This is a genomic window from Novosphingobium sp. BL-S-21, assembly GCF_055521655.1.
This window is the reverse complement of sequence record NZ_CM145496.1, coordinates 1,964,387-1,988,894: the sequence shown is the minus strand read 5'-3', so window position 1 is coordinate 1,988,894 and position 24,508 is coordinate 1,964,387. Positions and strand designations below refer to the sequence as shown.

Annotated in this window: 23 protein-coding genes and 1 tRNA gene; 7 read left to right on the top strand and 17 right to left on the bottom strand. The window is 65.8% G+C overall.

Annotated features, from left to right (window positions below):
- Window positions 1-76: 76 nt before the first annotated feature.
- A complete protein-coding gene (locus ACZ1J6_RS17850) occupies window positions 77-871 on the bottom strand; it encodes a 3'(2'),5'-bisphosphate nucleotidase CysQ (RefSeq protein ID WP_132264376.1) in 795 nt (264 codons plus the stop codon).
- Between the two features lie 179 nt (window positions 872-1,050).
- Here ACZ1J6_RS17850 and sucC point away from each other — a divergent pair, with 179 nt between their 5' ends.
- The 4 genes from sucC to ACZ1J6_RS17830 all read left to right on the top strand — a co-directional run bounded on the left by sucC (window position 1,051) and on the right by ACZ1J6_RS17830 (window position 5,333).
- Window positions 1,051-2,250: an ADP-forming succinate--CoA ligase subunit beta gene (gene sucC / locus ACZ1J6_RS17845; RefSeq protein ID WP_134094797.1), complete on the top strand. Its 1,200-nt coding sequence runs from the start codon at window positions 1,051-1,053 to the stop codon at window positions 2,248-2,250.
- 319 nt (window positions 2,251-2,569) lie between these two features.
- Entirely contained in the window at window positions 2,570-3,316 is a 747-nt protein-coding gene (locus ACZ1J6_RS17840) for an electron transfer flavoprotein subunit beta/FixA family protein (protein ID WP_465127656.1), read from the top strand.
- A 1-nt stretch (window position 3,317) separates the two neighbouring features.
- Window positions 3,318-4,247 carry an electron transfer flavoprotein subunit alpha/FixB family protein gene (locus ACZ1J6_RS17835; protein ID WP_465127655.1) on the top strand — a complete coding sequence of 310 codons (930 nt, stop codon included), beginning with the start codon at window positions 3,318-3,320 and terminating at the stop codon, window positions 4,245-4,247.
- Window positions 4,248-4,517: 270 nt separating this feature from the next.
- Window positions 4,518-5,333: an energy transducer TonB gene (locus tag ACZ1J6_RS17830; RefSeq protein ID WP_431566973.1), complete on the top strand. Its 816-nt coding sequence runs from the start codon at window positions 4,518-4,520 to the stop codon at window positions 5,331-5,333.
- Between the two features lie 18 nt (window positions 5,334-5,351).
- On the opposite strand, the gene ACZ1J6_RS17825 is transcribed toward ACZ1J6_RS17830, so the two are convergent.
- The 6 genes from ACZ1J6_RS17825 to ACZ1J6_RS17800 form a co-directional block, all read right to left on the bottom strand.
- Entirely contained in the window at window positions 5,352-5,903 is a 552-nt protein-coding gene (locus tag ACZ1J6_RS17825) for a GNAT family N-acetyltransferase (protein WP_465127654.1), read from the bottom strand.
- Entirely contained in the window at window positions 5,900-7,120 is a 1,221-nt protein-coding gene (locus ACZ1J6_RS17820) for a DUF445 domain-containing protein (protein WP_465127653.1), read from the bottom strand. Before ACZ1J6_RS17820 ends, ACZ1J6_RS17825 begins: the two co-directional genes overlap by 4 nt.
- A 100-nt stretch (window positions 7,121-7,220) precedes the next feature.
- Complete coding sequence (locus ACZ1J6_RS17815) at window positions 7,221-10,658, bottom strand: efflux RND transporter permease subunit (protein WP_465127652.1); 3,438 nt, start codon at window positions 10,656-10,658, stop codon at window positions 7,221-7,223.
- A gap of 7 nt (window positions 10,659-10,665) precedes the next feature.
- On the bottom strand, window positions 10,666-11,895 hold the full coding sequence (locus tag ACZ1J6_RS17810; protein ID WP_132265272.1) for an efflux RND transporter periplasmic adaptor subunit: 1,230 nt from the start codon (window positions 11,893-11,895) through the stop codon (window positions 10,666-10,668).
- Between the two features lie 363 nt (window positions 11,896-12,258).
- Window positions 12,259-12,558, bottom strand: a complete 300-nt coding sequence (gene sciP / locus ACZ1J6_RS17805; protein ID WP_031342751.1) for a CtrA inhibitor SciP — start codon at window positions 12,556-12,558, stop codon at window positions 12,259-12,261.
- Window positions 12,559-12,560: 2 nt separating this feature from the next.
- On the bottom strand, window positions 12,561-12,893 hold the full coding sequence (locus tag ACZ1J6_RS17800) for a hypothetical protein (protein WP_132264388.1): 333 nt from the start codon (window positions 12,891-12,893) through the stop codon (window positions 12,561-12,563).
- A 221-nt stretch (window positions 12,894-13,114) separates the two neighbouring features.
- Here ACZ1J6_RS17800 and mnmA point away from each other — a divergent pair, with 221 nt between their 5' ends.
- Window positions 13,115-14,287, top strand: coding sequence for a tRNA 2-thiouridine(34) synthase MnmA (mnmA, locus tag ACZ1J6_RS17795; RefSeq protein ID WP_134094791.1), 1,173 nt, complete (start codon window positions 13,115-13,117; stop codon window positions 14,285-14,287).
- 48 nt (window positions 14,288-14,335) lie between these two features.
- On the opposite strand, the gene ACZ1J6_RS17790 is transcribed toward mnmA, so the two are convergent.
- Complete coding sequence (locus ACZ1J6_RS17790; RefSeq protein ID WP_314467728.1) at window positions 14,336-14,779, bottom strand: hypothetical protein; 444 nt, start codon at window positions 14,777-14,779, stop codon at window positions 14,336-14,338.
- A gap of 32 nt (window positions 14,780-14,811) precedes the next feature.
- Between ACZ1J6_RS17790 and ACZ1J6_RS17785 the strand changes: the two genes are divergently transcribed.
- On the top strand, window positions 14,812-15,981 hold the full coding sequence (locus ACZ1J6_RS17785; RefSeq protein ID WP_465127651.1) for a serine hydrolase domain-containing protein: 1,170 nt from the start codon (window positions 14,812-14,814) through the stop codon (window positions 15,979-15,981).
- A gap of 144 nt (window positions 15,982-16,125) precedes the next feature.
- Here ACZ1J6_RS17785 and ACZ1J6_RS17780 read toward each other — a convergent pair whose 3' ends face one another.
- The 9 genes from ACZ1J6_RS17780 to ACZ1J6_RS17740 all read right to left on the bottom strand — a co-directional run bounded on the left by ACZ1J6_RS17780 (window position 16,126) and on the right by ACZ1J6_RS17740 (window position 24,249).
- The gene (locus ACZ1J6_RS17780; protein ID WP_132264393.1) at window positions 16,126-16,542 is read right to left on the bottom strand and encodes a DUF3035 domain-containing protein; all 417 of its coding nucleotides are present in this window, start codon (window positions 16,540-16,542) and stop codon (window positions 16,126-16,128) included.
- A gap of 4 nt (window positions 16,543-16,546) precedes the next feature.
- Entirely contained in the window at window positions 16,547-17,092 is a 546-nt protein-coding gene (lspA, locus tag ACZ1J6_RS17775; protein ID WP_132264395.1) for a signal peptidase II, read from the bottom strand.
- A complete protein-coding gene (gene ileS, locus ACZ1J6_RS17770; protein WP_465127650.1) occupies window positions 17,089-20,001 on the bottom strand; it encodes an isoleucine--tRNA ligase in 2,913 nt (970 codons plus the stop codon). The genes lspA and ileS overlap by 4 nt, the downstream gene beginning before the upstream one ends.
- A 154-nt stretch (window positions 20,002-20,155) precedes the next feature.
- A complete protein-coding gene (locus tag ACZ1J6_RS17765; protein WP_207912873.1) occupies window positions 20,156-21,088 on the bottom strand; it encodes a bifunctional riboflavin kinase/FAD synthetase in 933 nt (310 codons plus the stop codon).
- A gap of 12 nt (window positions 21,089-21,100) precedes the next feature.
- Entirely contained in the window at window positions 21,101-21,586 is a 486-nt protein-coding gene (locus tag ACZ1J6_RS17760; protein WP_465127649.1) for a dihydrofolate reductase, read from the bottom strand.
- A gap of 9 nt (window positions 21,587-21,595) precedes the next feature.
- Entirely contained in the window at window positions 21,596-22,660 is a 1,065-nt protein-coding gene (locus ACZ1J6_RS17755; protein WP_465127648.1) for a 5-(carboxyamino)imidazole ribonucleotide synthase, read from the bottom strand.
- Window positions 22,661-22,682: 22 nt separating this feature from the next.
- Window positions 22,683-23,171: a 5-(carboxyamino)imidazole ribonucleotide mutase gene (purE, locus tag ACZ1J6_RS17750; protein ID WP_431566981.1), complete on the bottom strand. Its 489-nt coding sequence runs from the start codon at window positions 23,169-23,171 to the stop codon at window positions 22,683-22,685.
- Between the two features lies 1 nt (window position 23,172).
- Window positions 23,173-23,859 (bottom strand): 2,3-diphosphoglycerate-dependent phosphoglycerate mutase, encoded by a 687-nt coding sequence (gpmA, locus tag ACZ1J6_RS17745; protein WP_132264404.1) that lies wholly within the window; start codon window positions 23,857-23,859, stop codon window positions 23,173-23,175.
- Window positions 23,860-23,937: 78 nt separating this feature from the next.
- Window positions 23,938-24,249, bottom strand: coding sequence for a hypothetical protein (locus ACZ1J6_RS17740; RefSeq protein WP_465127647.1), 312 nt, complete (start codon window positions 24,247-24,249; stop codon window positions 23,938-23,940).
- 57 nt (window positions 24,250-24,306) lie between these two features.
- Between ACZ1J6_RS17740 and ACZ1J6_RS17735 the strand changes: the two genes are divergently transcribed.
- Window positions 24,307-24,381: transfer RNA gene (locus tag ACZ1J6_RS17735), tRNA-Thr, on the top strand.
- Window positions 24,382-24,508: the final 127 nt, after the last annotated feature.

Below are 24,508 nucleotides of genomic sequence, written 5' to 3'. Positions count from 1 at the left end.
ATCGGGGAAGGGGTCGGCCGCAAGGTCCGGCCCCTTTTTACATGCGGGCGCCCGGCACCGGCTCCGGCCCGAAAGACTACGCCGAGTAGCGACGCGCGCGGTCGGCCAGCCGCTCCACCGCCGCCTCGTGAATCGCCGGAGAGCTTACCATCACCCCGAAAGCGCGAGGGTCGTGCTTGTTGTAGTTGAGCGGCTTGCCGAAAGCGTCAGTGACGGAGGCCCCCGCTTCGCGCGCGATCAGCCCGGCGGCGGCGATGTCCCATTCGTAGCCCCATCGCAGGGTCGTCAGGAGATCCGCCTCGTCGGCCGCGACCATCGCCATTCGCAGGGCGATGGAGTTCGGCTGGTCCACCAGGACGAGATCGGCATCCTCGGGTGCCAGCTTCTTTGCCGGAACCCGCGCACCGGCCAGGGCTGCGCGGTGGCTGGCCCGCAGGCGTTCGCCGTTTCGCCAGCTTCCCTTGCCGGCCTCGCCATACCAGAACTCGCCCCCGGCCTCGCGCGCCCGGGCCGGTGCATGGAGCAAGCCGATCAGCGGGCGCCGCGTATTGACCAGCGCCACGGACACCGCCCAACCGGTGCGGCCGGCGATGAAATCGCGGGTCCCGTCGATCGGGTCCACCAGCCAGACAAGCTCGTGTCCCTGTCGTGCCGGCGAATCCACCGTCTCTTCCGAGAGCCACCCGGCCGAGGGCAGCAAGCCGGACAATTCCCGCTTGAGGAAGGAATCCACCTCGATGTCGGCGACGCTCACCGGGCTGCCGGGGGTTTTTTCCCAATGTTCCAGGACGTGGCCGTCGCCGGGCCAGCCGGCCATGGCGATCCGGCCCGCTTCACGGACAATGGCTTCCAGTCTGTCGCGATCGATCATGCGCGAGTCGTTCTCGTTATTCGGGCGATCTGAGTGCTCGCGCGATCCCATTGCGCAGGGAACGGGACTTTTCAAGCGCGCAGGGATGTGCTTATGCGGCCGGGATCAAGTTCGGGGTCCCTCCCGCGCTTTTGGACAACTCCTTTCCTCGGACACTCCAGCAGAAAGCGATTTCAGCGATGAACATTCACGAATACCAGGCGAAGGAACTGCTCGCGAAGTACGGCGTCGGCATTCCGGCCGGCATTGCCGCCCTCACCGTCGAGGAAGCGGTTGCAGCTGCCAAGCAGCTCCCCGGACCGCTCTATGTCGTGAAAGCCCAGATTCATGCCGGCGGCCGCGGCAAGGGCAAGTTCAAGGAACTCGGCGCCGACGCCAAGGGCGGCGTGCGTCTTGCCAAGTCGGTCGAGGAAGTCGAAGCCTTCGCCCAGGAAATGCTCGGCAACACCCTCGTCACCGTGCAGACGGGTGATGCCGGCAAGCAGGTGAACCGCCTCTACGTCACCGACGGCGTCGACATCGCCAGCGAATACTACCTCTCGATGGTCGTCGACCGCGCTTCCAGCCGCGTCGCCATGATCGTCTCGACCGAGGGCGGCATGGACATCGAGGATGTTGCTCACAACACCCCCGAGAAGATCACCACTGTCACCATCGACACCGCCGCCGGCTTCCAGCCGCACCACGGCCGTGCCGTTGCCTTCGCCCTCAAGCTGACCGGCGACCTCAATAAGCAGGCGCAGAAGATCGCCAAGCAGCTTTACGAGGCCTTCGTCGCGCTCGATTGCGACATGCTCGAAATCAACCCGCTGGTGGAAACCAAGGACGGCAACCTGCTCGTCCTCGACACCAAGATGAGCTTCGATTCGAACGCGCTCTACCGTCACCCCGACGTGCAGGCCCTGCGCGACGAGACCGAGGAAGATCCGGCGGAAGTCGAAGCCTCGAAGTACGACCTGGCCTACATCAAGCTCGATGGCGACATCGGCTGCATGGTCAACGGTGCCGGCCTCGCCATGGCGACGATGGACATCATCAAGCTCAACGGTTCGTTCCCGGCCAACTTCCTTGACGTTGGCGGCGGCGCCACCAAGGAAAAGGTGACCGCGGCGTTCAAGATCATTCTGCGCGATCCGAACGTGAAGGGCATCCTCGTCAACATCTTCGGCGGCATCATGAAGTGCGACGTCATCGCCGACGGCATCGTTGCCGCCGCGAAGGAAGTGAACCTTTCGGTTCCCCTCGTCGTTCGCCTCGAAGGCACCAACGTCCAGCAGGGCAAGGACATCCTGGCCAACTCCGGCCTGCCGATCGTCCCCGCCAACGATCTGGGCGATGCCGCCAAGAAGATCGTGGCAGAGGTCAAGAACGTCGCCTGACAGGGCCCCGTTTCTTGGATCTTGCACGATCCCGTGATGGATAATGCAGCGGCGGGGGTTTCCGGACCCCCGCCGTTTGCGTTTGAAGCGCGCAGGAAGCCGGCCTTTTCGGCTTCATAGTAATTCTGGGCCTCCGATTTCTGCCGGGGCGATGCGCAATCTCGCGGATTTGCGATATGGCGCGCTTTGTAGCCCACGCTGGGCTCATCTCGCTGCGGCAGGTCTTGACGCTTACGTCAATTGCCTATTAGGCGGGCCTTGAGTGGATTTAATCGAGCGGCTAAACACGCCGTGCCTGAAACTGAGAGGACCCGATCAGATGAAGATCCTCGTGCCCGTAAAGCGGGTGATCGACTATAACGTGAAGCCCCGCGTGAAGGCGGATGGCACGGGTGTTGACCTGGCCAACGTCAAGATGAGCATGAACCCGTTTGACGAGATCGCGGTCGAAGAAGCCATCCGCATCAAGGAAGCGGGCAAGGCGGAAGAGATCGTCGCCGTCTCGGTCGGCCCGGCCAAGGCGCAGGATACGCTACGCACTGCGCTTGCGATGGGCGCCGACCGCGCGATCCTGATCGAGGCCGATACGGAAGTGGAACCGCTGGCCGTCGCCAAGATCCTCAAGGCGATTGTCGCCGAAGAGAATCCCGGCCTCGTGATCCTGGGCAAGCAGGCGATCGACGACGATTCGAACCAGACCGGCCAGATGCTCGCCGCGCTGCTGGGCCGCCCGCAGGGCACGTTCGCCAGCAAGGTCGAGATTGAGGGCGATCACGTTGCCGTGACCCGCGAAGTCGATGGCGGTCTGGAGACCGTGAAGCTGTCGCTGCCCGCGATCGTCACCACCGACCTGCGCCTCAACGAGCCGCGCTACGCTTCGCTGCCCAACATCATGAAGGCGAAGAAGAAGCAGCTCGATGTGAAGACCGCCGCCGATTACGGCGTCGACATCGCCCCGCGCCTCAAGACCCTGAAGGTCTCGGAGCCGCCGGTGCGTGTCGCCGGCGTCAAGGTTGCCGATGTCGACGCGCTGGTTGCAAAGCTCAAGGAACTGGGAGTCGCCTAAGATGAAGACGCTCGTTTGGGTCGAACACGACAACGCGTCGGTCAAGGACGCGACGCTCCACACCGTCACCGCCGCTGCCAAGCTGGGTGAAGTGCACCTGCTGGTTGCCGGTGCGAACTGCCGCGCCGCTGCGGAGGCCGCTGCCAGGATCGCCGGCGTCGCCAAGGTGCATCTGGCCGACAACGCCGCTTACGAACACGCGCTGGCCGAGAACATCGCGCCGCTGATCGTGGACCTCATGGGCCACCACGACGCGTTCCTGGCGCCCGCCACCACCACCGGCAAGAACGTCGCCCCGCGCGTCGCCGCGCTGCTCGACGTGATGCAGCTGTCGGACATCCTCTCGGTCGAAGGCGAGAAGACCTTCACGCGCCCGATCTATGCCGGCAACGCCATCGCCACCGTCGAATCGAGCGATGCCAAGCTGGTCATCACCGTGCGCGGCACCGCTTTCGAGAAGGCCGCTGCCGAGGGTGGTTCGGCTGCCGTCGAGGACGTTGCCGGTGCCGGTGACGCAGGGCTTTCGAGCTTCGTGGGTGCCGAACTCGCCAAGTCCGAGCGTCCGGAACTGACGAGCGCCAAGGTGATCGTCTCGGGCGGCCGCGCGCTGAAGGATTCGGAAACCTTCGAGCAGGTCATCATGCCGCTGGCCGACAAACTCGGCGCTGCCGTCGGCGCATCGCGCGCCGCGGTCGATGCGGGCTATGTGCCCAACGACTACCAGGTCGGCCAGACCGGCAAGATCGTGGCGCCCGAAGTCTACATCGCCGTCGGCATCTCGGGCGCAATCCAGCACCTTGCGGGCATGAAGGACTCCAAGACCATCATCGCCATCAACAAGGACGAGGACGCCCCGATCTTCCAGGTCGCCGACGTCGGCCTCGTCGCGGACCTGTTCACCGCCGTGCCGGAACTCACCGGTAAGCTCTGAGCGGTTAAATAATGGGAATACCGAAAACCCCGGTCGGAAACGGCCGGGGTTTTCTTTTTTCAGCCGCTGGTCTGTGCTCGCCACATTCGGGAAGAACGACTAATCGACGTGCAGGCCCGGCGAGTGGCAGCGTCATGACTCTCTGTGTTGTCGGGCGTGGACTGAACGCCATCGAGCTTTCGGATTGTAGAAGCGAGTTACCCAATGCCTCCTGCTGGTTATCTTTCTGCCCTGGCCATGATCGGGATGGCTCTTGCTCCGGTCCCAGGGATGACGAAAGTCAAGGAAGTCTCGCTGAAGGGCTCGTCGAACTGGCTGGTTGATTGGGCCGATCACAGCTGTGTTTTGGCACGCAAGTTCGGAACGGCGGACGCCCCGCTTTGGCTGAGCATGCGGACCTATACCCCCAGCTATCATTTCGAAATGACGATAGCCGGCAAGGCCATGTCGCAACTGCAGCCGCCCAAGAGTTTCTCTATTGCCTATGGGACGGGCTCACCGATCGAAATTCGCAGATACCAGGTCGGCCGCATCGCCGAGTATGGGCCGGCGCTGATCTTTTCCGGAGAGATGGCCGTAAAGGACGGAGACGACAGCGATGAGGAAAGTCGCGAGGTTCGCGCCTATCCCGATGTGCCCTTCGAGGCACAGCTGGACCGGATCGCACTGACGACCACCTATCGCAAGCTCGTTTTGAATACGGGACCGATGAAGAAGGCGCTCGACAGCCTTCGCCAGTGCACGGACAATCTGGTCAAAGGATGGGGACTGGATCCTGCGGTTCAGGCCAGTCTGAGTTCACGCGCAAAGACGGAAAATATCCGGACCTGGGCACAAAAAATCCAGGCGTCATACCCGTCGGATTTGCTCGCTCAGAACAAGGAGGCCAGGGTTAATGTCCTCGTGATTGTCGATGAGCAGGGCATGCCCAAGAACTGCGATACCTGGCAGGCGTTCGATAACACCGATTTCAAGGTACGGGCCTGTGGCATCATACTCAGGGACGCGCGCTTTACGCCTGCCAGAGATAAGGATGGCCGCGCAACGGCTTCCTATTACACCACGGTGATCGTCTACAAATCCTGAGGAACCAGCCGAAGCGCGTTAATCCGCGCCACGCTCCAGCAGGTTCACGATGACCGACTTGTCGCCGTCGCCAAGGTCGTGGCTGCCATAGGCGACGAAGCCCAGGGCGGCGGCGACGCGCTCTGAGGCTCGGTTGCCCTCTTCGATCATGCAGGCGATGCGGCGCTGGCCGTGGGTCTTGTCGAACCATTCGAGGGCGGCGCGCATGACTTCCTTGGCGAGGCCCTGGCCCCAATGGTCGCGGCGCACGATCCAGCCTGCTTCGGGGACGTCGTCCATGCCCTTGCCGAAGCCGCGCCAGGAGTGGAAGACCCCGCAATTCGCGACGATCTCATCGCCGCCGCGCCGGCGCACCGGGAAAGTGCCGTAGCCGCGCAGCGACCAGGATCCGGCGTTGCGTTCCAGCCTTTCGAACACGCCTTTGGGCTCCGGCTGCGCCTGGCCCAGGAAAGTGCGGGTCTCCTCGTCGGCAATCAAGCGAATCATGTCGCCGAGATCGCTCGCCTGCGGTTTCCAGAGTTCGAAGCGCTCGGTCACGAGAACCGGGCCATCCAGCGCTGCGACGCTCACAGGAACCGGTCCACAACGTGGATGCAGACGCCGAACAGGCCGCCGACCAGCGTACCGTTGATCCGGATGAACTGCAGATCGCGGCCCACGGCGCCTTCGATCCGGTCCGTCACGGTGCGCGCATCCCAGCGCTTTACGGTTTCCGACACCAGCCTCACGATCTCTCCCCCATAACGCGATACGACGCCTACGAGCGTGCGGCGTGCGAAGCGATTGACCATGTACTGCAGCCGCGGGTCTTCGCCCAGAGCCTGGCCGAGTTGGGCAAGGCTTTCGCCGAGCGCACCGGCGAGCGCCTGATCGGGATTGCGCACGGCCTTGAGCAAGGCCTCGCGCGCGCGTTCCCACATGCCGTCGAGCCACGATGCCATGGCCGGGTTGTCCAGCAGTTCCCCTTTGATGCGCTCGACCTTGGCGCGGGTCTCGGGCCGATGCAGGAGGTCGTCGGCCAGCTTGGCGAGCGCCTCGTCGATGCGGGCGCGCAGGGGATGGTCGGGCTGGACAATCACTTCGGCGAGCAGGCGATAGGCCCCATCGAGCACGCCATTGGCCAGCCGCTCGTCGAGCCCGGTCCAGCGCATGACGGTATTGGCGCGCTGGTGGATCATCTCGCGGATCATCGGCTCGTTCGCCTCGATCGCTTCACCGATCTTGCGCAGCAGGCTTTCCAGGACCGGGAGGTGTCGCCTGTCGGCAATGGCGTTGGAGAGCATCTGGCCGAGCAGGGGGGCAGCGTCGATCTTCTCGATCTGCCGCCGCAGGCCGGCCTTGACCATGCCGCCCATCTGTTCGGGATCGAGCGATTCGAGCACGTCGCCCAGCAGGTTGGCGGCGCCCGCGCGAATGCGGGACTGCTCGTCGCGGGCCGGATCGGCCAGGAAACCCCCGGCTGCGGCAGCGAGGTTGAAGCCGCGCAGGCGGCGGGCCACGACTTGGGGCGTCAGGAAATTGTCGCGCAGGAAAGTCGCCATCGAATCGGCGATGCGATCCTTGTTGACCGGGATGATGGCGGTGTGGGGGATCGGCAGGCCGAGCGGATGGCGGAACAGGGCCGTGACCGCGAACCAGTCGGCCAGTCCGCCTACCATCGCCGCTTCGGTGAAGGAAATCGCGTAGCCGAGCGGCACGCTCCATTCCGGATGGAATACGGCCACGCGGCGGAGCACGACGAAAGCCGCCGCCATGAACAGCAGCAGGCCGCCCGCGAACATCCGCATGCGGCGGGCCCGATCGCCAGGGACCGGACCCGGCTGGAAAAAGTCTTGCCGTGCCACGGGGATGCTACGCTTGGGGGCCGGCAATGTTCCTCCCTATCCCTTATTCCGCCGCGATCGGCTGAGGCATGGGCACGGCACCATGGGCGGTTTCGTGTGCATGATGCGGCTCGTACGTGAGCAGCTTGCGGCGCAGCCAGGGGCCGAGGCGCTTTTCGAAACCGTCTGCGAGGCTGAAGGCGGCCGGAACGATCACCAGGGTGAGCATGGTCGAGAGCAGCAGGCCGCCGATCACGGTGATGCCCATCGGCGCGCGCCAGGCGGCGTCACCCGAGAGCGAGATCGCGGTGGGCACCATGCCCGCCGTCATCGCGACGGTGGTCATGATGATGGGCTGGGCCCGCTTGTGCCCCGCGTCCATGATCGCCGTGAGCTTGTCTACGCCCTTTTCCATTTCCTCGATCGCGAAGTCGATCAGCAGGATGGAGTTCTTGGCGACGATGCCCAGCAGCATCAGGATGCCGATGTAGACCGGCATCGAGATCGGCTGGCCGACGATCACCAGCGCCAGCAGACCGCCAAGCGGGGCGAGCAGCAGCGAGGCCATGTTCACCAGCGGCGAGACGAAACGGCGGTAGAGCAGCACCAGGACCGCGAAGACCAGGAAGATGCCGCTGATGACGGCGATGACGAAGCTGTTCACCATCTCCGCCTGCCACTTGTCCTCGCCGACGGGGGCGTTGGAGACGCCGGTCGGAAGGTCCTTCATGATCGGCAGCTTCTGGATCTGCTCCATGATCGGGCCCTTGACCTGGCCCTCGCCGAGGTCGGCACCCACGAAGATGCGGCGCGACTGGTTGTAGCGCTGGATCTGGGTGGGCCCGGCGCCGAAGCGGATTTCCGCCACGCGCTTGAGCGGCACGGAACCGCCGCTGGCCGTGGTGACCGGAAGATTCTCGATCGTCGAGAAATCCCGGCGCGAGGCGCGGGCCAGGATCACGCGGATCGGCACCTGACGGTCGCTCAGCGAGAACTTGGCGGCGTTCTGGTCGATTTCGCCGAGGGTGGCGATGCGGATGGTCTGGCTGAGCGCGGCCGTGGTCACGCCGAGCTGTGCCGCAAGGTCGAGCCGGGGCACCACGACCAGTTCGGGGCGCTGAAGATCGGCGGCGATGCGCGGGGCGATGACGCCGGGGATGGTGCGCATCTGGTCGGCCAGCTTCTGCGCCGTCTTGCGCAGCAGTTCTGAATCGCTTCCCGAAAGCATGACCGAAATGTCGCGGCCGCTGCCGAAGCCACCCGACTGCGTGGCGAAAGTCACGCGGGCATCGGGGATGTCCTGAAGCTGCGGCGCCATGCGGCGTTCGAATTCGATGCTGGTCGCCTTGCGCTGGTCGGCAGGCTTGAGCGCGATGTAGAGCGATCCCTTGCCCTCGCGCGAGGCTTCCAGGATGTGCTGCACTTCGGGCTGGCTTTCCAGCAGGCGGGTGACCTTGTCGGCCACGGCGGCGGTCTGTTCGATGGTGGTGCCGGGCACCATCTCGAGATTGACCGTGCTGGTGTCGTTATTGGTGTTCGGCTGGAACTGCGAGGGCAGGCCGGCGAGCAGGGCGAACGTCAGCACCAGCGCGTAGATACCCGCGCAGAAGGCGTAGAACCGGTGGTCGCGCATGCGGGCCGCGAAACGGTCCGAGAAGTAGCGATACCACACGCCGAAGCGGCCGATCGCGCCCAGCAGGATCTTCATGCCCGCTCCGAGCAGGAAGATCACGACCGGGACGGCAAGCGGTGCGACGACCGCCGCCAGCACCAGGGCGGCCTTGTCGAGACCGGCCTTGGTCAGGACTGCCTTGACGCCCATGAAGAGCAGGGACGCGGCGAAGAGACCGCCCGCCAGGATGGCGATGACCGCCACGGCGGCGACCACATAGTACCACCAGCGCGCCCGGCTCTTGACGAGGCGTGCCTTCAGCCGGTGCGCTTCGCTGGAATCGAGCGTCCAGGCCAGGATCTTCAGATAGAAGTCCATCGCCCGCCCGCCGCCATGTTCGGCATGGCCGTGCGCCTTGAGGAAGTATGCCGCGACCATCGGCGTGATAAGGCGCGCGACGGCAAGGCTCATCAGCACCGCGGCCACGACCGTCAGGCCGAAAGCCTTGAAGAACTGGCCGGGGATGCCGGGCATCAGGCCGACCGGAAGGAACACCGCGACGATCGAGAAGGTGGTGGCGACGACGGCCAGGCCGATCTCGTCCGCCGCGTCGATCGAGGCCTGGTAGGCGGATTTACCCATGCGCATGTGGCGCACGATGTTCTCGATCTCCACGATCGCATCGTCGACCAGCACACCCGCCACCAGGCTGAGTGCCAGCAGCGAGAGGAAGTTGAGCGTGAAGCCCAGCATGTCCATGAACCAGAAGGTCGGAATCGCGGAGAGCGGGATGGCGATGGCGGAAATCATCGTCGCCCGCCAGTCGCGCAGGAACAGATAGACGATGACGATGGCCAGGACGGCGCCTTCGACCAGCGCCTCCATCGAACTGGTGTACTGCCCCTTGGTGTAGTCCACGTCGGAGAACAGCCGCGTGATGTGGATGTTCGGGTTTTCCTTGCGGATCTTGTCCAGCGCCTTCTCGGCCCCGTCGTAGACGGCGACGTCAGAGGCCCCGAGGGCGCGGGTGAAGCCGAAAGTCACCACTTCGCGGCCGCGCAGCTTGGCGATGCGGGTCTGCTCGGAATAGCCGTCGTAGACCTTGGCGATGTCGGACAGCTTGACCTGCCGGCCGCCGCCCACGTTGATGCGGGTCTGCGAAAGCTGGAAGGCGTCCTGGGCATTGCCGAGCACGCGAACCGACTGGCGCGAGCCGGCGATTTCCGCCTGGCCGCCCGCCGCGTCGGTATTGACCTGGCGCAGCACGCCGTTGATGTCGTTGGCGGTGAGACCCAGCGCGATCAGGCGCTCGGGATCGACGACGACGCGGATCTCGCGATCGACGCCGCCGTTGCGCTCTACCGAGGCCAGGCCTTCGATCGAGAGCAGGGTCTTGGAGATCGTGTCGTCGACGAACCAGCTGAGCTGCTCCATCGTCATGTCGTCGGCGCTGACGGCGTAATAGGCGAGATTGTCGCCATTGGCCTCGATCTTGGTGACCATCGGCTCGAGAATGCCGTCGGGCAACTGGCCGCGAACCTGATCGACCGCATTCTTGACCTGGTTGGTCGCGACATCGGGATCGGTGCCGACCGTGAAGAAGACCAGCGTGGTCGAGGTGCCTTCGGAGGCGGTCGACTGGATTTCCTCGATTCCCGGCACGGAGCGCACGGCGCCCTCGATGATCTGGGTGATCTGCGTCTCGATCTCGGTCGGGGCGGCGCCCGGCTGCGAGATCATGACGTGGACGCCGGGGAATTCGACGTCCGGCATGTTGTTCACGTCCATGCGCATGAACGAGACCACGCCGGCGATCATCACGCCGATGAAGAAGACGATCGGAATGATCGGATTGCGGATCGACCAGGCCGAGATATTGCGAAGGCTCATCGCGTATTTACTCGCCCGCGTTCGGTTTGGCGGCGGCGGTCAGGCGCGGCTTGACCTTGTCGCCCTCGTTGAGGAAGCCGCCGGCACGCAGCACGACCTTCTCGCTGCCGTCGAGGCCCTGCTTCACGGTGATGCCCCGTGCGGTGACGATGCCGGTCTGCACGGCGCGGCGGTGGACCACGTCCTTGGCATCGACGACATAGACGAAGGCGCCCTTGTCGTCGTTCTGGATCGCGGATTCGGGCAGCACCGGGGCCACCGTCTGGCCGCTGTTGATCACGGCGCTGGCGAAGCCGCCGGGACGCAGGGCGGAATTGTAGGCGAGGGCGATGCGGGCGATGCCTTGGCGGTTGGTGGCGTCGATCACCGGGGCGATCTGCCATACCTGGCCGGTGAAGCTCTGGTTGCTGCCGGTAGGCGTCACCGTGGCTTCCACGCCCACTTTCATGCGCGCAAGGTCATCCTCGCTCATCTGGGCGAGCAGTTCCATTTCGCCGCCCTTGGCAAGGCGGAACAGCACCGAGCTGCCGCCGCCCACGACCTGGCCCAGTTCGACATTGCGTTCGAGCACGAGGCCTGAAGCCGGCGCGACGATGTTGAGGCGGGCGGTCTGCGCCTGGAGCTGGCCCAGCGTGGCGCGCGCGACCTTGACCTGGGCATTGGCCGAATCGCGCGTCGCAGTGAGGCGGTCGACATCGGCGGCGGAGATGAAGCCGCGGTCGACAAGCTTGAGGGCGCGGTCGAGATTGGCCTGGGCCAGGCGGGCATCGGCCTGGGCCACCGCGATCTGCGCGGACTGGCTGGCCTGCTGCTGCGACTGGACCGAGCGATCGATGACGGCGAGGACCTGGCCCTGGGAAACCCAGTCGCCCGGTTCGACCAGAACCGAACGGACCTGGCCGCCTTCGCCGACCGAACCGACCGGCATCGGGCGGCGTGCCGCCAGCGAGCCGGTGGCGGTGATCTCGCCTTCGACGGAGGCACGGCCCGGCACGACGACGGTGACCGCAGGCATCTGGATGTCCGCGGCGCCGGCCTTTTCGGTCTTTTCGCCGCCGCGCACGGCGAACCATATCCCGGTGGCCAGCACGATCGCGGCAACGATGGCGATCAGCCACCAGCGGCGCGATGCGCGGTCCTGCTCATTGTCGCTGTCGAGCGGATTGCCGCCCAGTCCGCTTCCGGTGGCCGCCAACCCCTCGTTCTCCGTCACGTCGATCCTGCTGTCGTAATTCATCGTGTCACCGCAAAAATTGCGATTGCCCCCAGTCCCGAATGCCTCGTCCGGATGCCCTTGCCCCGCGAAAGCGATGTCGCCCCTGGGGTGGCCGGAAGGCACGATCTGCCGCCGGAGCGCGGACACGTCGGTCCACGCCGCTGCGACGGCCAAATTTCCTGCGAAACGACATATACCTGCGGCGGACGGGTGGCAATCAGCAGTCGCCGTGTCGCCGACCCGGATCGACCAGCGTCGACGACAGTATCCGGCGGTCAGGCCCCTGCTATCTTTCGAGAATTGCCCGGAGATATACGAAAAACGGCGACGAACCGAGGTCCGCCGCCGCTTTCAGGTCCTTTGGGGACCAAATAGGTAGTGCGCTCAATACTTCTGCTGGCGCTCGTACAGATCGCGGTAATGCTGAATACGCGTGACGCGCAGGCCCTGCATTCCCGAACGGTCCACGGCACGCTGCCAGGACGCGAATTCCTCGAGCGTGAGCTGGTAGCGATCGCAGACCTCGTCGATCGACAGCAGGCCGCCGTTCACGGCCGCCACGACTTCCGCCTTGCGACGCACGACCCAGCGGGTGGTGTTCGCCGGGGGCAGCGATTCCAGCGTCAACGGCTCGCCGAGCGGCCCGATTACCTGGGCAGGACGGATTTTCTGGTTTTCGATCATCATCACCCTCGTACGCCGGTGCTTGGATTGCCGGCGACGGAAAGGACCTTGGCCTGCGCTGGCTTGCGATTGCCTGAAGCATTTGGGTTAACAGTTCTTGAGACTGTCGCATATGTATGAATCACATAAGCGACCGACCCGGCGAAACTGCCGAAGCGGTGGAGGCGCGGCGAGGCGGACGTCTCGGCAAACGCCGCACGCAGATCGTGCGCGGCGAAGAGCCGGGAACGCAAGGAAAACCAGTCGATTGGAAAACGGACCGGCATGAACTCCTCGCTGTCGCGACCCGACGCATGCCCCGCTTTGCAGGTTTCATGATCATGAGCGATGTTCATGTCGATCGCTTGTAACGGCGCTTGGTCAAGGGAGAGTAAAGGCCGGACTTACCTTTTGTTAAATATTCTTAACACCGGCTTCGCCATGACCTTTAACCGAGCGCCATGATCCTTGACCGGGCGAAGGCCCCGCCGTGGCCGACGGGATGAAAGCGGGTGTCTGGCCGGCCCTCCATCGTCAAAGGTAGGAATCCGGCGCGTTCGGCTGTATGGGGCGGCGCATGACCGCCCTTTCCGATCTTGAAGGACTGGTGGCCGGCCTCGACCCCGCCGCCCTGTTCCAGCTGCCTGCGCCGCTTTCGGCCCGCCGCATCGTCGTCGCCATGTCAGGCGGTGTCGACAGTTCCGTCGTGGCCGCGCTGGCCGCAGCCACCGGCGCCGAAACCATCGGCGTGACGCTCCAGCTCTACGACTACGGCGCCGCGACCGGCCGCAAGGGCGCCTGCTGCGCCGGCGACGACATCCGCGACGCCCGCGCCGTGGCCGACCGCCTGGGCATTGCCCACTATGTGTTCGACCATGAGAGCGCCTTCCGCGAGGAAGTGGTGGAGCGCTTCGCCGACGACTACATGGCCGGGCGCACGCCGATCCCCTGCATCCGCTGCAACATGGGTCCGAAGTTCACCGACCTGCTGACGATGGCCCGTGACCTCGGGGCCGACTGCCTTGCCACCGGCCACTACGTGCGCCGCGTCGAGGGACCGGCCGGGTCGGAGCTGCACCGCGCCTTCGATCCCGCGCGCGACCAGAGCTACTTCCTTTACGGAACCACCGAGGCGCAGCTGGACTTCCTGCGCTTCCCGCTGGGCGGGTTGCCGAAGAGCGAAACCCGCCGCCTGGCCGAAGCGGCAGGTCTGCGCGTTGCCGACAAGCCGGACAGCCAGGACATCTGCTTCGTGCCGGATGGCGATTATGCCAAGATCGTGCGCGCCGTCCGTCCGGAGGGTGAAGCGCCGGGCGAGATCGTTCATGCGCTCACCGGCGAAGTGCTGGGCACGCATCGCGGCATCATCCACTACACCGTCGGCCAGCGCCGGGGGCTGGAGATCGGCGGCCAGCCCGAACCGCTCTATGTCGTGCGCATCGATGCGCCGGGACGCCGCGTCCTGGTCGGCCCGCGCGCGCTGCTGGGCGTTGCCGCCGCCCTCGTCACCGAGACCAACCGTATCGGCCCGCTTCCCGATGCGCCGCTGACGGCCAAGGTGCGCTCGCTGGCGAAGCCGGTGCCGATCACGCTCGAAGGCGACTTCGGCGGCGGTGCGGCCGTCACGATCCGTTTCGCGAACCCCGAATATGGCGTTGCGCCGGGGCAGGCGGCGGTGATCTATGCCGGCGACCGGGTGGTGGGCGGCGGCTGGATCGAGGGGACCGAGTCCGCCGTTCCGCTGGACTGAAGGTACGTAAGGGGGCCCGGCGCCTGATGTGAGAAGCGCCGTGGCCCGTCAGTTGGCCCAGGGTTCGAGCTGGCATCCGCGATCGGGTGCGAACGTGGCGGTCTGGCTGGCCAGCAACGGGACGCTGGCCTTGACCGAGCGATTCTCGGCATCTTCGGAAAGCATCATCAGCGACGCGGTGCGGCCCAGCCCGGCGATGGCGATCTGCCCCTTGCAGGTGCCCAGGTCCTGCTGCGAGACGAAGCGGCAGGCGCAGGCGACGCGGGCGCCGTAGGAAGTGCCGACAAGCGCCTGTTCGCGTAGGCCGCGCCACGACATCGCCATGACCAGCACCAGCGCCAGCAGGGCCAGCAGCAGGGAATTGCGGATCCAGCGCGAGGGCTGGCGGCTGCGATGGGTGCTTCCGGAGGGGCCGTTATCGGCAGGCCCGTTTGCAGCAGGCCCATCTCCTGGGGGGCTTTCCCCGGTCGTGTACCTCGTGCCTGTTGCCATATTCCTGCGCCTCGCACATCACACCGCGCGTCATGCCGGTGCGCCGTCCCCCCCTTATCCTTGCCCTTTCCGTCCTGCCAGCCCTGGCGCTGAGCGCGCTTGCCGGCTGTGGACAGGATGCGCAGCAGGGGCCGCCGCCGCCGAGCGCGGAATCGCAGGCGGCGATCAAGGACGATGGCGGCGCGCCGCGCGCCGCCTTCGGCCGCGCCATCGACGGACTGTTCGACGAGGATCTCGGCCGTACCCAGGCACTGGTGGTGATGAAGCGCGGCTCCGTGATCGCAGAGCGCTATGGCGCCGGGGTCAAGCCGGACACCCGGCTGGACGGGCTGGGCATGGGCCAATGCGTCACGGCGCTGATGGTCGGGCAGCTCGTCAGCGACGGACGGCTGCGCCTCGCCGAATCGGCCCCTATCCCTGCATGGCAGCGCCCGGGCGATCCGCGCGGCGAGATCACGCTCAAGCAGCTTTTGCAGATGCGCTCGGGCCTGCGCCATTCCGAAACGGCCGCATCGGCCACCGGCGGTCCGGCCCGGCAGTCCGACCGGATGCGGATGCTCTATCTCGACGGGCGTGACGACATGGCGGCCTATGCCGAGGCCCAGCCCCTGGAAGCCCCGGCGGGCGCGCGGTTCGTGGACAGCGCGGCAACCTCGGTCATTCTCTCCGACCTGGCCGCGCGCGTGCTTTCGTCCGATCGCAACCCCGATCGGCGCCGCAAGGCCGTGAACGACTATCTGCGCAACCGCGTCTTCGCCCCGATCGGGATGGATTCGGCCACTGCGGGCTTCGACCGTGCGGGTACGATGGTCGGCTCGGCCATGGTCCATGCCTCGGCGCGCGACTGGGCGAAGCTGGGCGAATTCCTGCGCCATACCGGCTCGATCCAGGGCGCGCAGATCCTGCCGCGCCGCTGGGTGCAGTTCATGCTGGAATCCTCGCCGCGCAATCCCGGCTATGGCGCCGGGGTCTGGCTCAACAAGGCCAAGGCGAAAGCCGGGGCAGGGGGCGAGGAAGTGCTGTTCCCGGGCATGGCGCCCGGCAACGTTTTCGCCTGCGTGGGCGAATATGGCCAATACGTGATCGGCTCCCCCGACCAGCTGCTCACCATCGTGCGCCTTGGCGAAAGCGATCCGCAGCAGGAACGGCTGGTGCACGACCGACTGGGCAAGCTGCTGGCAATGTTCCCGGGTGGGATCTGACAGCCTTTCGGGAAAATTCCCGAAAAGGATATTCTCGCGTGCCGCCGTCATCCGCCCGCGTCGGATCTTCAGACAGAGCAGGCATGAAAAAGGGCCGGAGCAGCCATGCCGCTCCGGCCCTTTTCGCGTTCGCCGAAGAGGGGGTCAGCCCTCGATAGTCGTCTGCGCGTCGCGGCCGTCGCCTTCCGGGGCGGCGAGGATCGCGCGGGTCACCTGGCCCTTGGCGACGGTGTACGTGCCCGGATCGCCCACGGTGGAGCGGATCGAGGGCGCGGCCGGGCCGGCCATGCTCAGCGTCGACTTCTCGATTTCGCTGCGGGCCTGCGGGCCGCCGAACAGCGCGTCGAGGGTCTGCTGCTGCAGATTGTCGTCATTGGGGCGAGGCTGTCCCTGCTTCGGCGGGGCCAGCGAGAAATCGGGCGGCACCACCAGCGGCGACTGGCGCTGCACGGCGAATTCATCGGGGCGGTTGTGGTTCAGCAGGCCGCTGCTTCCGCAGCCGGACACGAGCACCGCACCGGCGGCGACGAGAATCAGGGCTCCGGTCTTCTTCATGGGCATCAACTCAAATCTCCGGGGCGGCGTCGGGCGCCGTGTCATGTCCGCCATTCGTTTCCGGCTTGTCGCGCGAAAGCAATGAGCGGGCAAGGATAATCAGGACGCCGACGGTTATGGCGACGTCTGCGATGTTGAAAATGAGGAACGGGCGCCATTCACCGAAGTGAAGGTCGGCATAGTCGATCACGTAGCCCATGGTGAAGCGGTCGCGGATGTTGCCCAGCGCACCGCCCAGCACCATGGCCAGCGCGGCGATTTCGCCCAGCTTGCGTTCGCGAAGCATCCAGATGAGGACGAACAGCGCGATTGCGCCGGTCATCGCCACCAGGGCCCAGCGGCCCTCCGGCGAATCCGCGGTGAACAGGCCGAGCGAGACGCCCAGGTTCTTGGTCCAGCGCAAGTTGAAGAACGGCGCCAGCTCGATCACGCCCACGTCGCGCAGCTTCAATCCGGTGACGACCCAGGCCTTGAAGCCCTGGTCCACCATGAAGACCACCGCGGCGATCAGAAAGCCGATGAGGCGCTTGCGGCCCACGGTCATCTCGGCGCTCATGCCTCGGTCTCCAGCGCGCCGACCACGTCATCGCAGCGGTCGCACAGGGCGCCGTCTTCCGAAACTTCGGGAAGATGGCGCCAGCAGCGGCCGCACTTGTGGTTGGTGGAAGGCGTGACGGTCACGTCATCCCCCTGCCCACGCGCGACTTTCGCGGTGATGAACAGTTCAGCCAGATCTGCGTCGGAGGCACTGGCCGGCGCGGAGGCGGGAACCGTAACTTCGGCGGCCAGGCTGGAGCCGACGATCTTCTCGCGGCGGAGCGGTTCGATCGCCTCGGTCACCTTCACGCGCAGGGCGCGCAGTTCGGACCAGCGGGCAGCGTCCGCTTCCACGGCCGGGACTTCCGGCCATTCGAGCAAGTGCACGCTGTCGCTGCCGGGGAAGCGGCTCTGCCAGACTTCCTCGGCGGTGAAGACGGTGACCGGCGCGGCATAGCGCACCAGCGCGTGGAACAGCGTGTCCAGCACCGTGCGATAGGCGCGGCGCTTCGGATCGGCAGGGCTGTCGCAGTAGAGGCAGTCCTTGCGGATATCGAAGAAGAAGGCCGAAAGGTCTTCGTTGCAGAAGTCCAGCAGGGTGCGCACGTAAGTATTGAAGTCGAAGTCCGCGACGGCCTGGCGCAGCGCGGCGTCGACGCCGGCCAGCAGCGAGAGCACGTAGCGTTCCAGCTCGGGCATCTCGGCAACCGGCAGCTTCTCCTCGTCGGAGAAACCGTCCAGCGCGCCCAGCAGGTAGCGCAAGGTGTTGCGCAGCTTGCGGTACTGATCGGCCACGCCCTTCAGGATCTCGTCACCGATGCGGTGGTCTTCGGTGAAGTCCACCGAGAGCGCCCAGAGGCGGATGATGTCGGCGCCGTTGGTTTCCATGACCTTCAGCGGGCTGATCGTGTTGCCCAGCGACTTCGACATCTTGAAGCCCTTGGCATCCATCGTGAAGCCGTGAGTCAGCACTGCCTTGTAAGGCGCATGGCCGCGCGTGGCGCAGGATTCGAGCAGCGAGGACTGGAACCAGCCACGATGCTGGTCGCTACCTTCCAGATAGAGGTCCGCCTTGGGGCCCTGGTAGCCTTCGGGGCGCAAGAGGTCGGGCCAGCGGCCCGATTCGAGCACGAAGGCGTGAGTCGAGCCGGAATCGAACCAGACGTCGAGAATGTCGGCAACGCGCTCGTAGTCGTCGGCGCTGTAGTCCGGCCCGAGCAGGTCCTGCGCGGCTTCATCGGACCAGGCGTCCACTCCGCGGGCGAGGATGGCATTGACGATGCGGTCGTTGACGGCGGGATCGACGAGGTATTCGCCGGTCTTGCGGTCGACGAACAGGGTGATCGGCACGCCCCAGGCGCGCTGGCGGCTGAGCACCCAGTCCGGGCGGCCTTCGACCATGGCGCCGATGCGGTTGCGGCCCTTTTCGGGAACGAAGCGCGTGTCGGCGATGGCCTGGAGCCCGGCTTCGCGCAGCGTGGGCGCGTCGTCCAGGTTTTCCTCGGCGGGATCGATGGCGCCGCCTTCGTTCTCCCAGCGGGTATCGGCGCGGCTCTTGGGCGAGATGTGAGTCATCGCCTTGTCCATCGGCACGAACCACTGCGGGGTGCAGCGGAAGATCACCTTGGCCTTGGAACGCCAGGAGTGCGGATAGGAGTGCTTGTAGTCGGCCGAAGCCGCCAGCAGCGCGCCGGCCTCGCGCAGGTCCGAGCAGATCGGGCCGTCGGGGGCATTGAACTTCGGGTTGATGACCGAACCCTGGCCGCCGAGCCAGCCCCAGTCCTCGCGGTACTTGCCGTCGGCTTCGACCACGAACTTGGGATTGATGCCATGCGCCTTGCACAGCAGGAAGTCGTCCTCGCCGTGGTCGGGCGCCATGTGGACAAGGCCGGTGCCGCTCTCGGTGGTGACGAAATCGCCTGCCAGCAGCGGACGCGGTTCGGCGAAGAAGCCGCCCAGCGCATGCATCGGGTGGCGAGCGAGAGTGCCGGCGAGGTCGGCGCCGCGATAAGTGCCGAGCGCGTATTCCGACAAGTCGGCATCGCCGATCATGTTCTCGGCCACGGGCCCCAGGCCGGTGCGCGCGAAGAAGGCTTCGAGCAAAGGCACAGCGATCAGGAACCGGCGGCCGTCATGCGCGCGGTAGTGGTGGTATTCCACCTCCGGCCCATAAGCGAGCGCCTGGTTGGTCGGGATCGTCCAGGGCGTGGTCGTCCAGATCACGGCATGGGCACCGACCAGTTCCGCGATGGGCGATTCGGTGATCTCGAAGGCCACGTCGATCTGGGTCGAGACGATGTCCTCGTACTCGACTTCGGCTTCTGCCAGCGCGGTCTTTTCCACCGGGCTCCACATCACCGGCTTGGCGCCGCGGTAGAGCATCTGGTTCTCGGCAAATTTCAGCAGTTCGCCGACGATGGTGGCTTCGGCCTGGAAGTCCATCGTCAGGTAGGGATTGTCCCAATCGCCATTGACGCCGAGGCGCTTCAGCTGCTCGCGCTGCACATTGACCCAGTTCTGGGCATAGGCGCGGCATTCGGCGCGGAATTCCTCTGCGGGGACCTCGTCCTTGTTCTTCTTCTTCTTGCGGTACTCTTCCTCGACCTTCCACTCGATAGGCAGGCCGTGGCAGTCCCAGCCGGGGACATACGGGGCATTTTTGCCCAGCAGGGTCTGGGTGCGGACGACCATGTCCTTGAGGATATGATTCAGCGCATGGCCGATGTGCATGTCGCCATTGGCGTAGGGCGGACCGTCGTGCAGCACGAACATGTCGCGGTCGGCCCGCGCTTCGCGCGTCTTGCGGTAAATGTCCTGTTCCTGCCAGCGCGCAAGAATACCCGGCTCCTTCTGGGGGAGCCCGGCTTTCATGGGGAAATCGGTCTTCGGAAGGAAGACGGTCGCTCTATAATCGCGCTGTTCGGTCATATGCGCTGCGCACTAGAGCAATTGCGCGCCTGTTGGAAGAGTTCGCAGGCATGGCGATACGCGGGTTTCGATCGCGACGAAGCTCTGTGCGGCGCGCTCGCCGCTCCAGACTAGTTTCAGGGCGATTTCGTTTCTTGAGGCGAGCGGGCTTTGCTCAGCCGATGTGCGACAGCAGCTCGCGGGCCCGGTCGCAGTCGCGGCCCATCTGCGCCACCAGGGCGTCGAGCGAATCGAACTTGGCTTCGGGACGCAGGAAGTGGTGGAAGGCCACCTCGATCTCCTGTCCGTAGAGATCGCCCGAAAAGTCGAAGAAGTAAGGTTCGAGCAGTTCGATCGGCGGCTCGAACGTCGGGCGCACGCCCATGTTGGCGGCGCCGGGCAGCACGCGTCCGTCCGGCATGCGCCCGGTCACGGCGTAGATGCCGTAGCGCGGGCGCAAGTAGTTGTGCATGTCGATATTGGCGGTGGGGAAGCCGATGGTCCGGCCCAGCTTGCCCCCGTGCTGCACCACGCCGCGCGCCGCGAAAGGGCGGGTGAGCAGGCGGGTGGCGGTCTCGCACTCGCCCAGCTTCAGCGCGTCGCGGATGCGGCTGGAGGAGATGACGCCCCGCTCGTCGTGCACGGCGCCGACGGTGCGGCCGATCAGGCCGATGCGCGCGCCGACCTCGCGCAGGACCTGCGGATTGCCGCCACGGCCCTTGCCGAACGTGAAGTCCTCGCCGGTGACGACACCGACGCAGCCAAGCTGCCGGCCGAGCACCTGTTCGATCCAGTCTGCCGCTTCCATCGAGGCCATGGCGCGGTCGAAGTGGAGCAGCAGCATGGCGTCGGCGCCGGCCGCCTCGAACAGGTCCTGCCGCTGGTCCAGCGTGGTCAGGCGGAAGGCGGGCGCGTCGGGCTGGAACAGGCGGACGGGATGGGGATCGAACGTCGCGACGATGGCGGGCCGGCCGAGTTCGCGCGCCCAGCGGATGGCCTCGCCCACCACGGCCTGGTGGCCCTGGTGGAACCCGTCGAAGTTGCCGAGCGCCAGAACGGCGCCGCGCATCGATTCGGGAACGGGTTCGCGGTTGTCGAGACGAATCATGTCAGATCAGGCCTATAAGTCCCGGACCAGCGTGACGAAAGCATGCGCGGGAAAATCACCCGCGGCGGGATGCTCCTCGCGCGCGGCTTCGCGCCATTGCGGGCCTGCCGCGGGCATTTCGGTATCGCCGGGATAGTCGGCGTGGATCTCGGTCAGTTCGATGCGGGGGGCCAGCGGCAGGAACAGGCGGTAGATTTCCGCGCCGCCGATCACCGCCACTTCGCCGTCACCTGCCAGCGCCAGCGCTTCGTCCACCGAATGGGCCACTTCCGCGCCCTCCGCCGTCCATGCCGCGTCGCGGGTAAGCACGATATGGCGGCGGCCGGGAAGCGGGGAAGGGAAGCTGTCGAACGTCTTGCGGCCCATGATCATCGGCCTGCCGATGGTCATGGCCTTGAAGCGCCGGAGATCGGCAGGCAGGCGCCAGGGCAGGGCGCCGTCGCGGCCGATCACGCCGTTGGCGGCGCGGGCGTAGATGAGGAAGAGGTCCTGCGCCAAGGCTCTGGGTCAGTCGCGCTGGAAGGAGAGGCGGGTGACATGGCCCATCTTGCGGCCGGGACGCGAAGCGCCCTTGCCGTAGAGATGCAGATGGTTGGCCGGATCGGCCAGGATCTTGGCCCAGTCGTCCGCCTCGTCACCGATCAGGTTGCGCATTTCCACGGCACCGGCGGCCAGGCCGGTTTCGCCCAGCGGAAGGCCGCAGATCGCGCGGACGTGGTTCTCGAACTGGCTGGTGACCGCGCCCTCGATGGTCCAGTGCCCGGAATTGTGCACGCGCGGCGCCATTTCGTTGAAGACGGGTCCGTTCTCGGTCGCGAAGAATTCCAGCGTGAGCACGCCGACATAGTCCAGCGCTTCGGCCACTTTGGCGGCCAGCGCGCGCGCGGCGGGAACCTGGTCGAGCAGGCGCTGCGGGGCAGGCACCGTGCTGACCGAGAGAATGCCGCCCTCATGCACGTTGTGGGCGGAATCGAAGTAGCGGATGTCGCCATCCGCGCCGCGGCACAGGATCACCGAGAATTCGGCGAAGAACGTGACGAAGCCCTCGTAGATGAGCGCCTGGTCCGGAAGATCGAGCCCCTCGGCGTCTTCCGGCGTCATGATGCGCCACTGGCCCTTGCCGTCATAGCCGTCGCGCCGGGTCTTGAGGATGCCCGGTGCGCCGATCGCGGCGACGGCCTTTGCAAGGTCCTGGGCCGAATCCACCGGCGCGAAGGGGGCAGGGGTGCCGCCCAGTTCGGTGACGAAGCGCTTCTCGCTCAGGCGATCCTGTGCGGTTTCGAGCGCGCGGGCATGGGCCAGCAGCGGTACCTTGCCCAGCGCCGCGAGCGGCGCCACCGGCACGTTCTCGAACTCGTAAGTGACGACCGCGCAGCCCGCTGCAAAGCGGGCCATCGCTTCGGCATCGTCCCAGGCGGCACAAGTGAATTCCGCGCTCACTTCGGCGGCGATGGAATCGGCCTCCGGTGCGTAGATGTGGCAGCGATAGCCGAGCTGGGCAGCGGCCATCGCGATCATCCGGCCGAGCTGGCCGCCGCCGAGTATGCCGATGGTTTCGCCGGGAGGGATCATCTTCAGGTGCTTGCTCGATCTGTCAGGAGGGACGTTCGGCGACGCTCGCCGTCTGGTCTGCGCGGAACGTCTTGAGGCGTTCGGCCAGGGCCGGGTCGGCCGTGGCGAGGATCGCGGCGGCGAGCAGACCGGCATTGGCCGCGCCTGCCTCGCCGATCGCCAGCGTGCCCACCGGAATGCCGGCGGGCATCTGCACGATCGAGAGCAGGCTGTCCTGTCCCGAAAGCGCCTTGGACTGTACCGGCACGCCCAGCACGGGAAGGTGCGTCATCGAGGCGATCATGCCGGGCAGGTGGGCAGCGCCCCCCGCACCGGCGATCACGACCTTGAAGCCTTCGCCGTCCGCACCCTTGGCGAAATCGACCAGCCGCTCCGGCGTGCGGTGCGCCGAGACGATCCGCGCGTCGTAAGCGACGCCCAGCTTGTCCAGCATGTCGGCAGCGCGCTGCATGGTCGGCCAGTCGGACTGGCTGCCCATGACGATGGCAACAGGAGCCCCCACCCCGCTCATGTCAACGCTCCGACAGGTAGTAGCGGTCGAGCACCGCGAGATCGTCTGCCAGTTCGTAGACGATCGGCTGGCCGGTCGGGATTTCCAGACCGGTGATCTCGTCGTCCGAGATGCCCGAGAGGTGCTTCACCAGCGCGCGCAGGCTGTTGCCGTGGGCGGAGACGAGCACATCGGCACCGGCCTTGAGGTGCGGGACGATCGAGCCTTCGTAATAAGGCAGGACGCGTGCGATGGTGTCCTTGAGGCTTTCGGTCATCGGCACGTCGATCCCGGCGTAACGCGGGTCGGACGAGAGATCGAACGCGCTGCCGCGCTCCAGGACCGGCGGCGGCGTGTCGAAGCTGCGGCGCCAGATCTTGACCTGGTCGTCGCCGTGCTTGGCCGCGGTTTCCGCCTTGTTGAGGCCGGTGAGGCCGCCGTAGTGACGCTCGTTGAGGCGCCAGTCCTTGGTCTCGGGGATCCAGAGCAGGCCCGCGGCTTCGAGCGCGAAGTGCAGGGTGCGGATCGCGCGGGTCTGCAGCGAGGTGAAGGCGACGGTGGGCAGGATGCCCTTTTCCTTCAGAAGCGTTCCTGCGGCGCGGGCTTCTTCCTCACCCTTTTCGGTAAGGTCGACGTCCCACCATCCGGTGAAGCGGTTCTCGAGATTCCATTGGCTCTGGCCGTGGCGGACGAGGATCAGGCGAGGCAAGGCGTACTCCCAGGTCTCAGCGGCGATCCCCTCGGGAAACGCCCGTTGGCAGACTGACTCTATGTCTGGGCGCAGCCCCTAGCTTTCCGGGGCGGGTTTGGAAAGACCGGCTGATTCGTTTTCAGCGTTCGATTCGCCCGCAGCGGCGCTATCCGCGTCCCCTGCCGACGCTTCGCTGACGGAGGCAGGAGCATCGGAAGCCAGTGCCCGTGCCTGGACCTTGCGGCGGCGAAGATTTTCCCGAAGCTTGGCGGCGAGCCTTTCGTCGCGGGTTTGCTGGGCTTGCGTCATGGTCAGGCGTCTTTCGGAACGGTCTTCGATGGGTCTGGAAATGGCTTTCTGAAAAAGAATGCGCAAGAGGCGCTTGACAATCAGGCCGGTCACGGACATTAGCCCGCCCCTGCCCCGGGTCGCCGGGACACAGCCTTTCCGGACACGGAAAAGAGCGCTGCTGTAGCTCAGTGGTAGAGCGCGTCATTGGTAATGACGAGGTCGGGAGTTCAATCCTCCCCAGCAGCACCATTCTCCCCTTATCGAGATTCGGTGAACCGCAAGCAAGTTGCGGATGTTCCACGTGAAAACACGCGGACTGTGGCTTTTTTGCTGCACTGCAGCGATGTCACGAAAGTGCCATGACATTGGCACGTAA

Bases quoted from the DNA above. Each gene is read 5' to 3' on its own strand.
- ACZ1J6_RS17790 (WP_314467728.1), bottom strand. From the start codon at position 14,779: ATGGCAACAGGCACGAGGTACACGACCGGGGAAAGCCCCCCAGGAGAT.
- mnmA (WP_134094791.1), top strand. From the start codon at position 13,115: ATGACCGCCCTTTCCGATCTTGAAGGACTGGTGGCCGGCCTCGACCCC.
- ACZ1J6_RS17850 (WP_132264376.1), bottom strand. From the start codon at position 871: ATGATCGATCGCGACAGACTGGAAGCCATTGTCCGTGAAGCGGGCCGG.
- ACZ1J6_RS17755 (WP_465127648.1), bottom strand. From the start codon at position 22,660: ATGATCCCTCCCGGCGAAACCATCGGCATACTCGGCGGCGGCCAGCTC.
- sciP (WP_031342751.1), bottom strand. From the start codon at position 12,558: ATGATCGAAAACCAGAAAATCCGTCCTGCCCAGGTAATCGGGCCGCTC.
- ACZ1J6_RS17785 (WP_465127651.1), top strand. From the start codon at position 14,812: ATGCCGGTGCGCCGTCCCCCCCTTATCCTTGCCCTTTCCGTCCTGCCA.
- ACZ1J6_RS17765 (WP_207912873.1), bottom strand. From the start codon at position 21,088: ATGATTCGTCTCGACAACCGCGAACCCGTTCCCGAATCGATGCGCGGC.
- ACZ1J6_RS17810 (WP_132265272.1), bottom strand. From the start codon at position 11,895: ATGAATTACGACAGCAGGATCGACGTGACGGAGAACGAGGGGTTGGCG.
- ACZ1J6_RS17815 (WP_465127652.1), bottom strand. From the start codon at position 10,658: ATGAGCCTTCGCAATATCTCGGCCTGGTCGATCCGCAATCCGATCATT.
- purE (WP_431566981.1), bottom strand. From the start codon at position 23,171: ATGAGCGGGGTGGGGGCTCCTGTTGCCATCGTCATGGGCAGCCAGTCC.
- ACZ1J6_RS17840 (WP_465127656.1), top strand. From the start codon at position 2,570: ATGAAGATCCTCGTGCCCGTAAAGCGGGTGATCGACTATAACGTGAAG.
- ACZ1J6_RS17830 (WP_431566973.1), top strand. From the start codon at position 4,518: ATGACGAAAGTCAAGGAAGTCTCGCTGAAGGGCTCGTCGAACTGGCTG.
- sucC (WP_134094797.1), top strand. From the start codon at position 1,051: ATGAACATTCACGAATACCAGGCGAAGGAACTGCTCGCGAAGTACGGC.
- ACZ1J6_RS17820 (WP_465127653.1), bottom strand. From the start codon at position 7,120: ATGCGGATGTTCGCGGGCGGCCTGCTGCTGTTCATGGCGGCGGCTTTC.
- ACZ1J6_RS17740 (WP_465127647.1), bottom strand. From the start codon at position 24,249: ATGTCCGTGACCGGCCTGATTGTCAAGCGCCTCTTGCGCATTCTTTTT.
- ACZ1J6_RS17835 (WP_465127655.1), top strand. From the start codon at position 3,318: ATGAAGACGCTCGTTTGGGTCGAACACGACAACGCGTCGGTCAAGGAC.
- lspA (WP_132264395.1), bottom strand. From the start codon at position 17,092: ATGAGCGCCGAGATGACCGTGGGCCGCAAGCGCCTCATCGGCTTTCTG.
- ileS (WP_465127650.1), bottom strand. From the start codon at position 20,001: ATGACCGAACAGCGCGATTATAGAGCGACCGTCTTCCTTCCGAAGACC.
- ACZ1J6_RS17800 (WP_132264388.1), bottom strand. From the start codon at position 12,893: ATGAACATCGCTCATGATCATGAAACCTGCAAAGCGGGGCATGCGTCG.
- ACZ1J6_RS17780 (WP_132264393.1), bottom strand. From the start codon at position 16,542: ATGCCCATGAAGAAGACCGGAGCCCTGATTCTCGTCGCCGCCGGTGCG.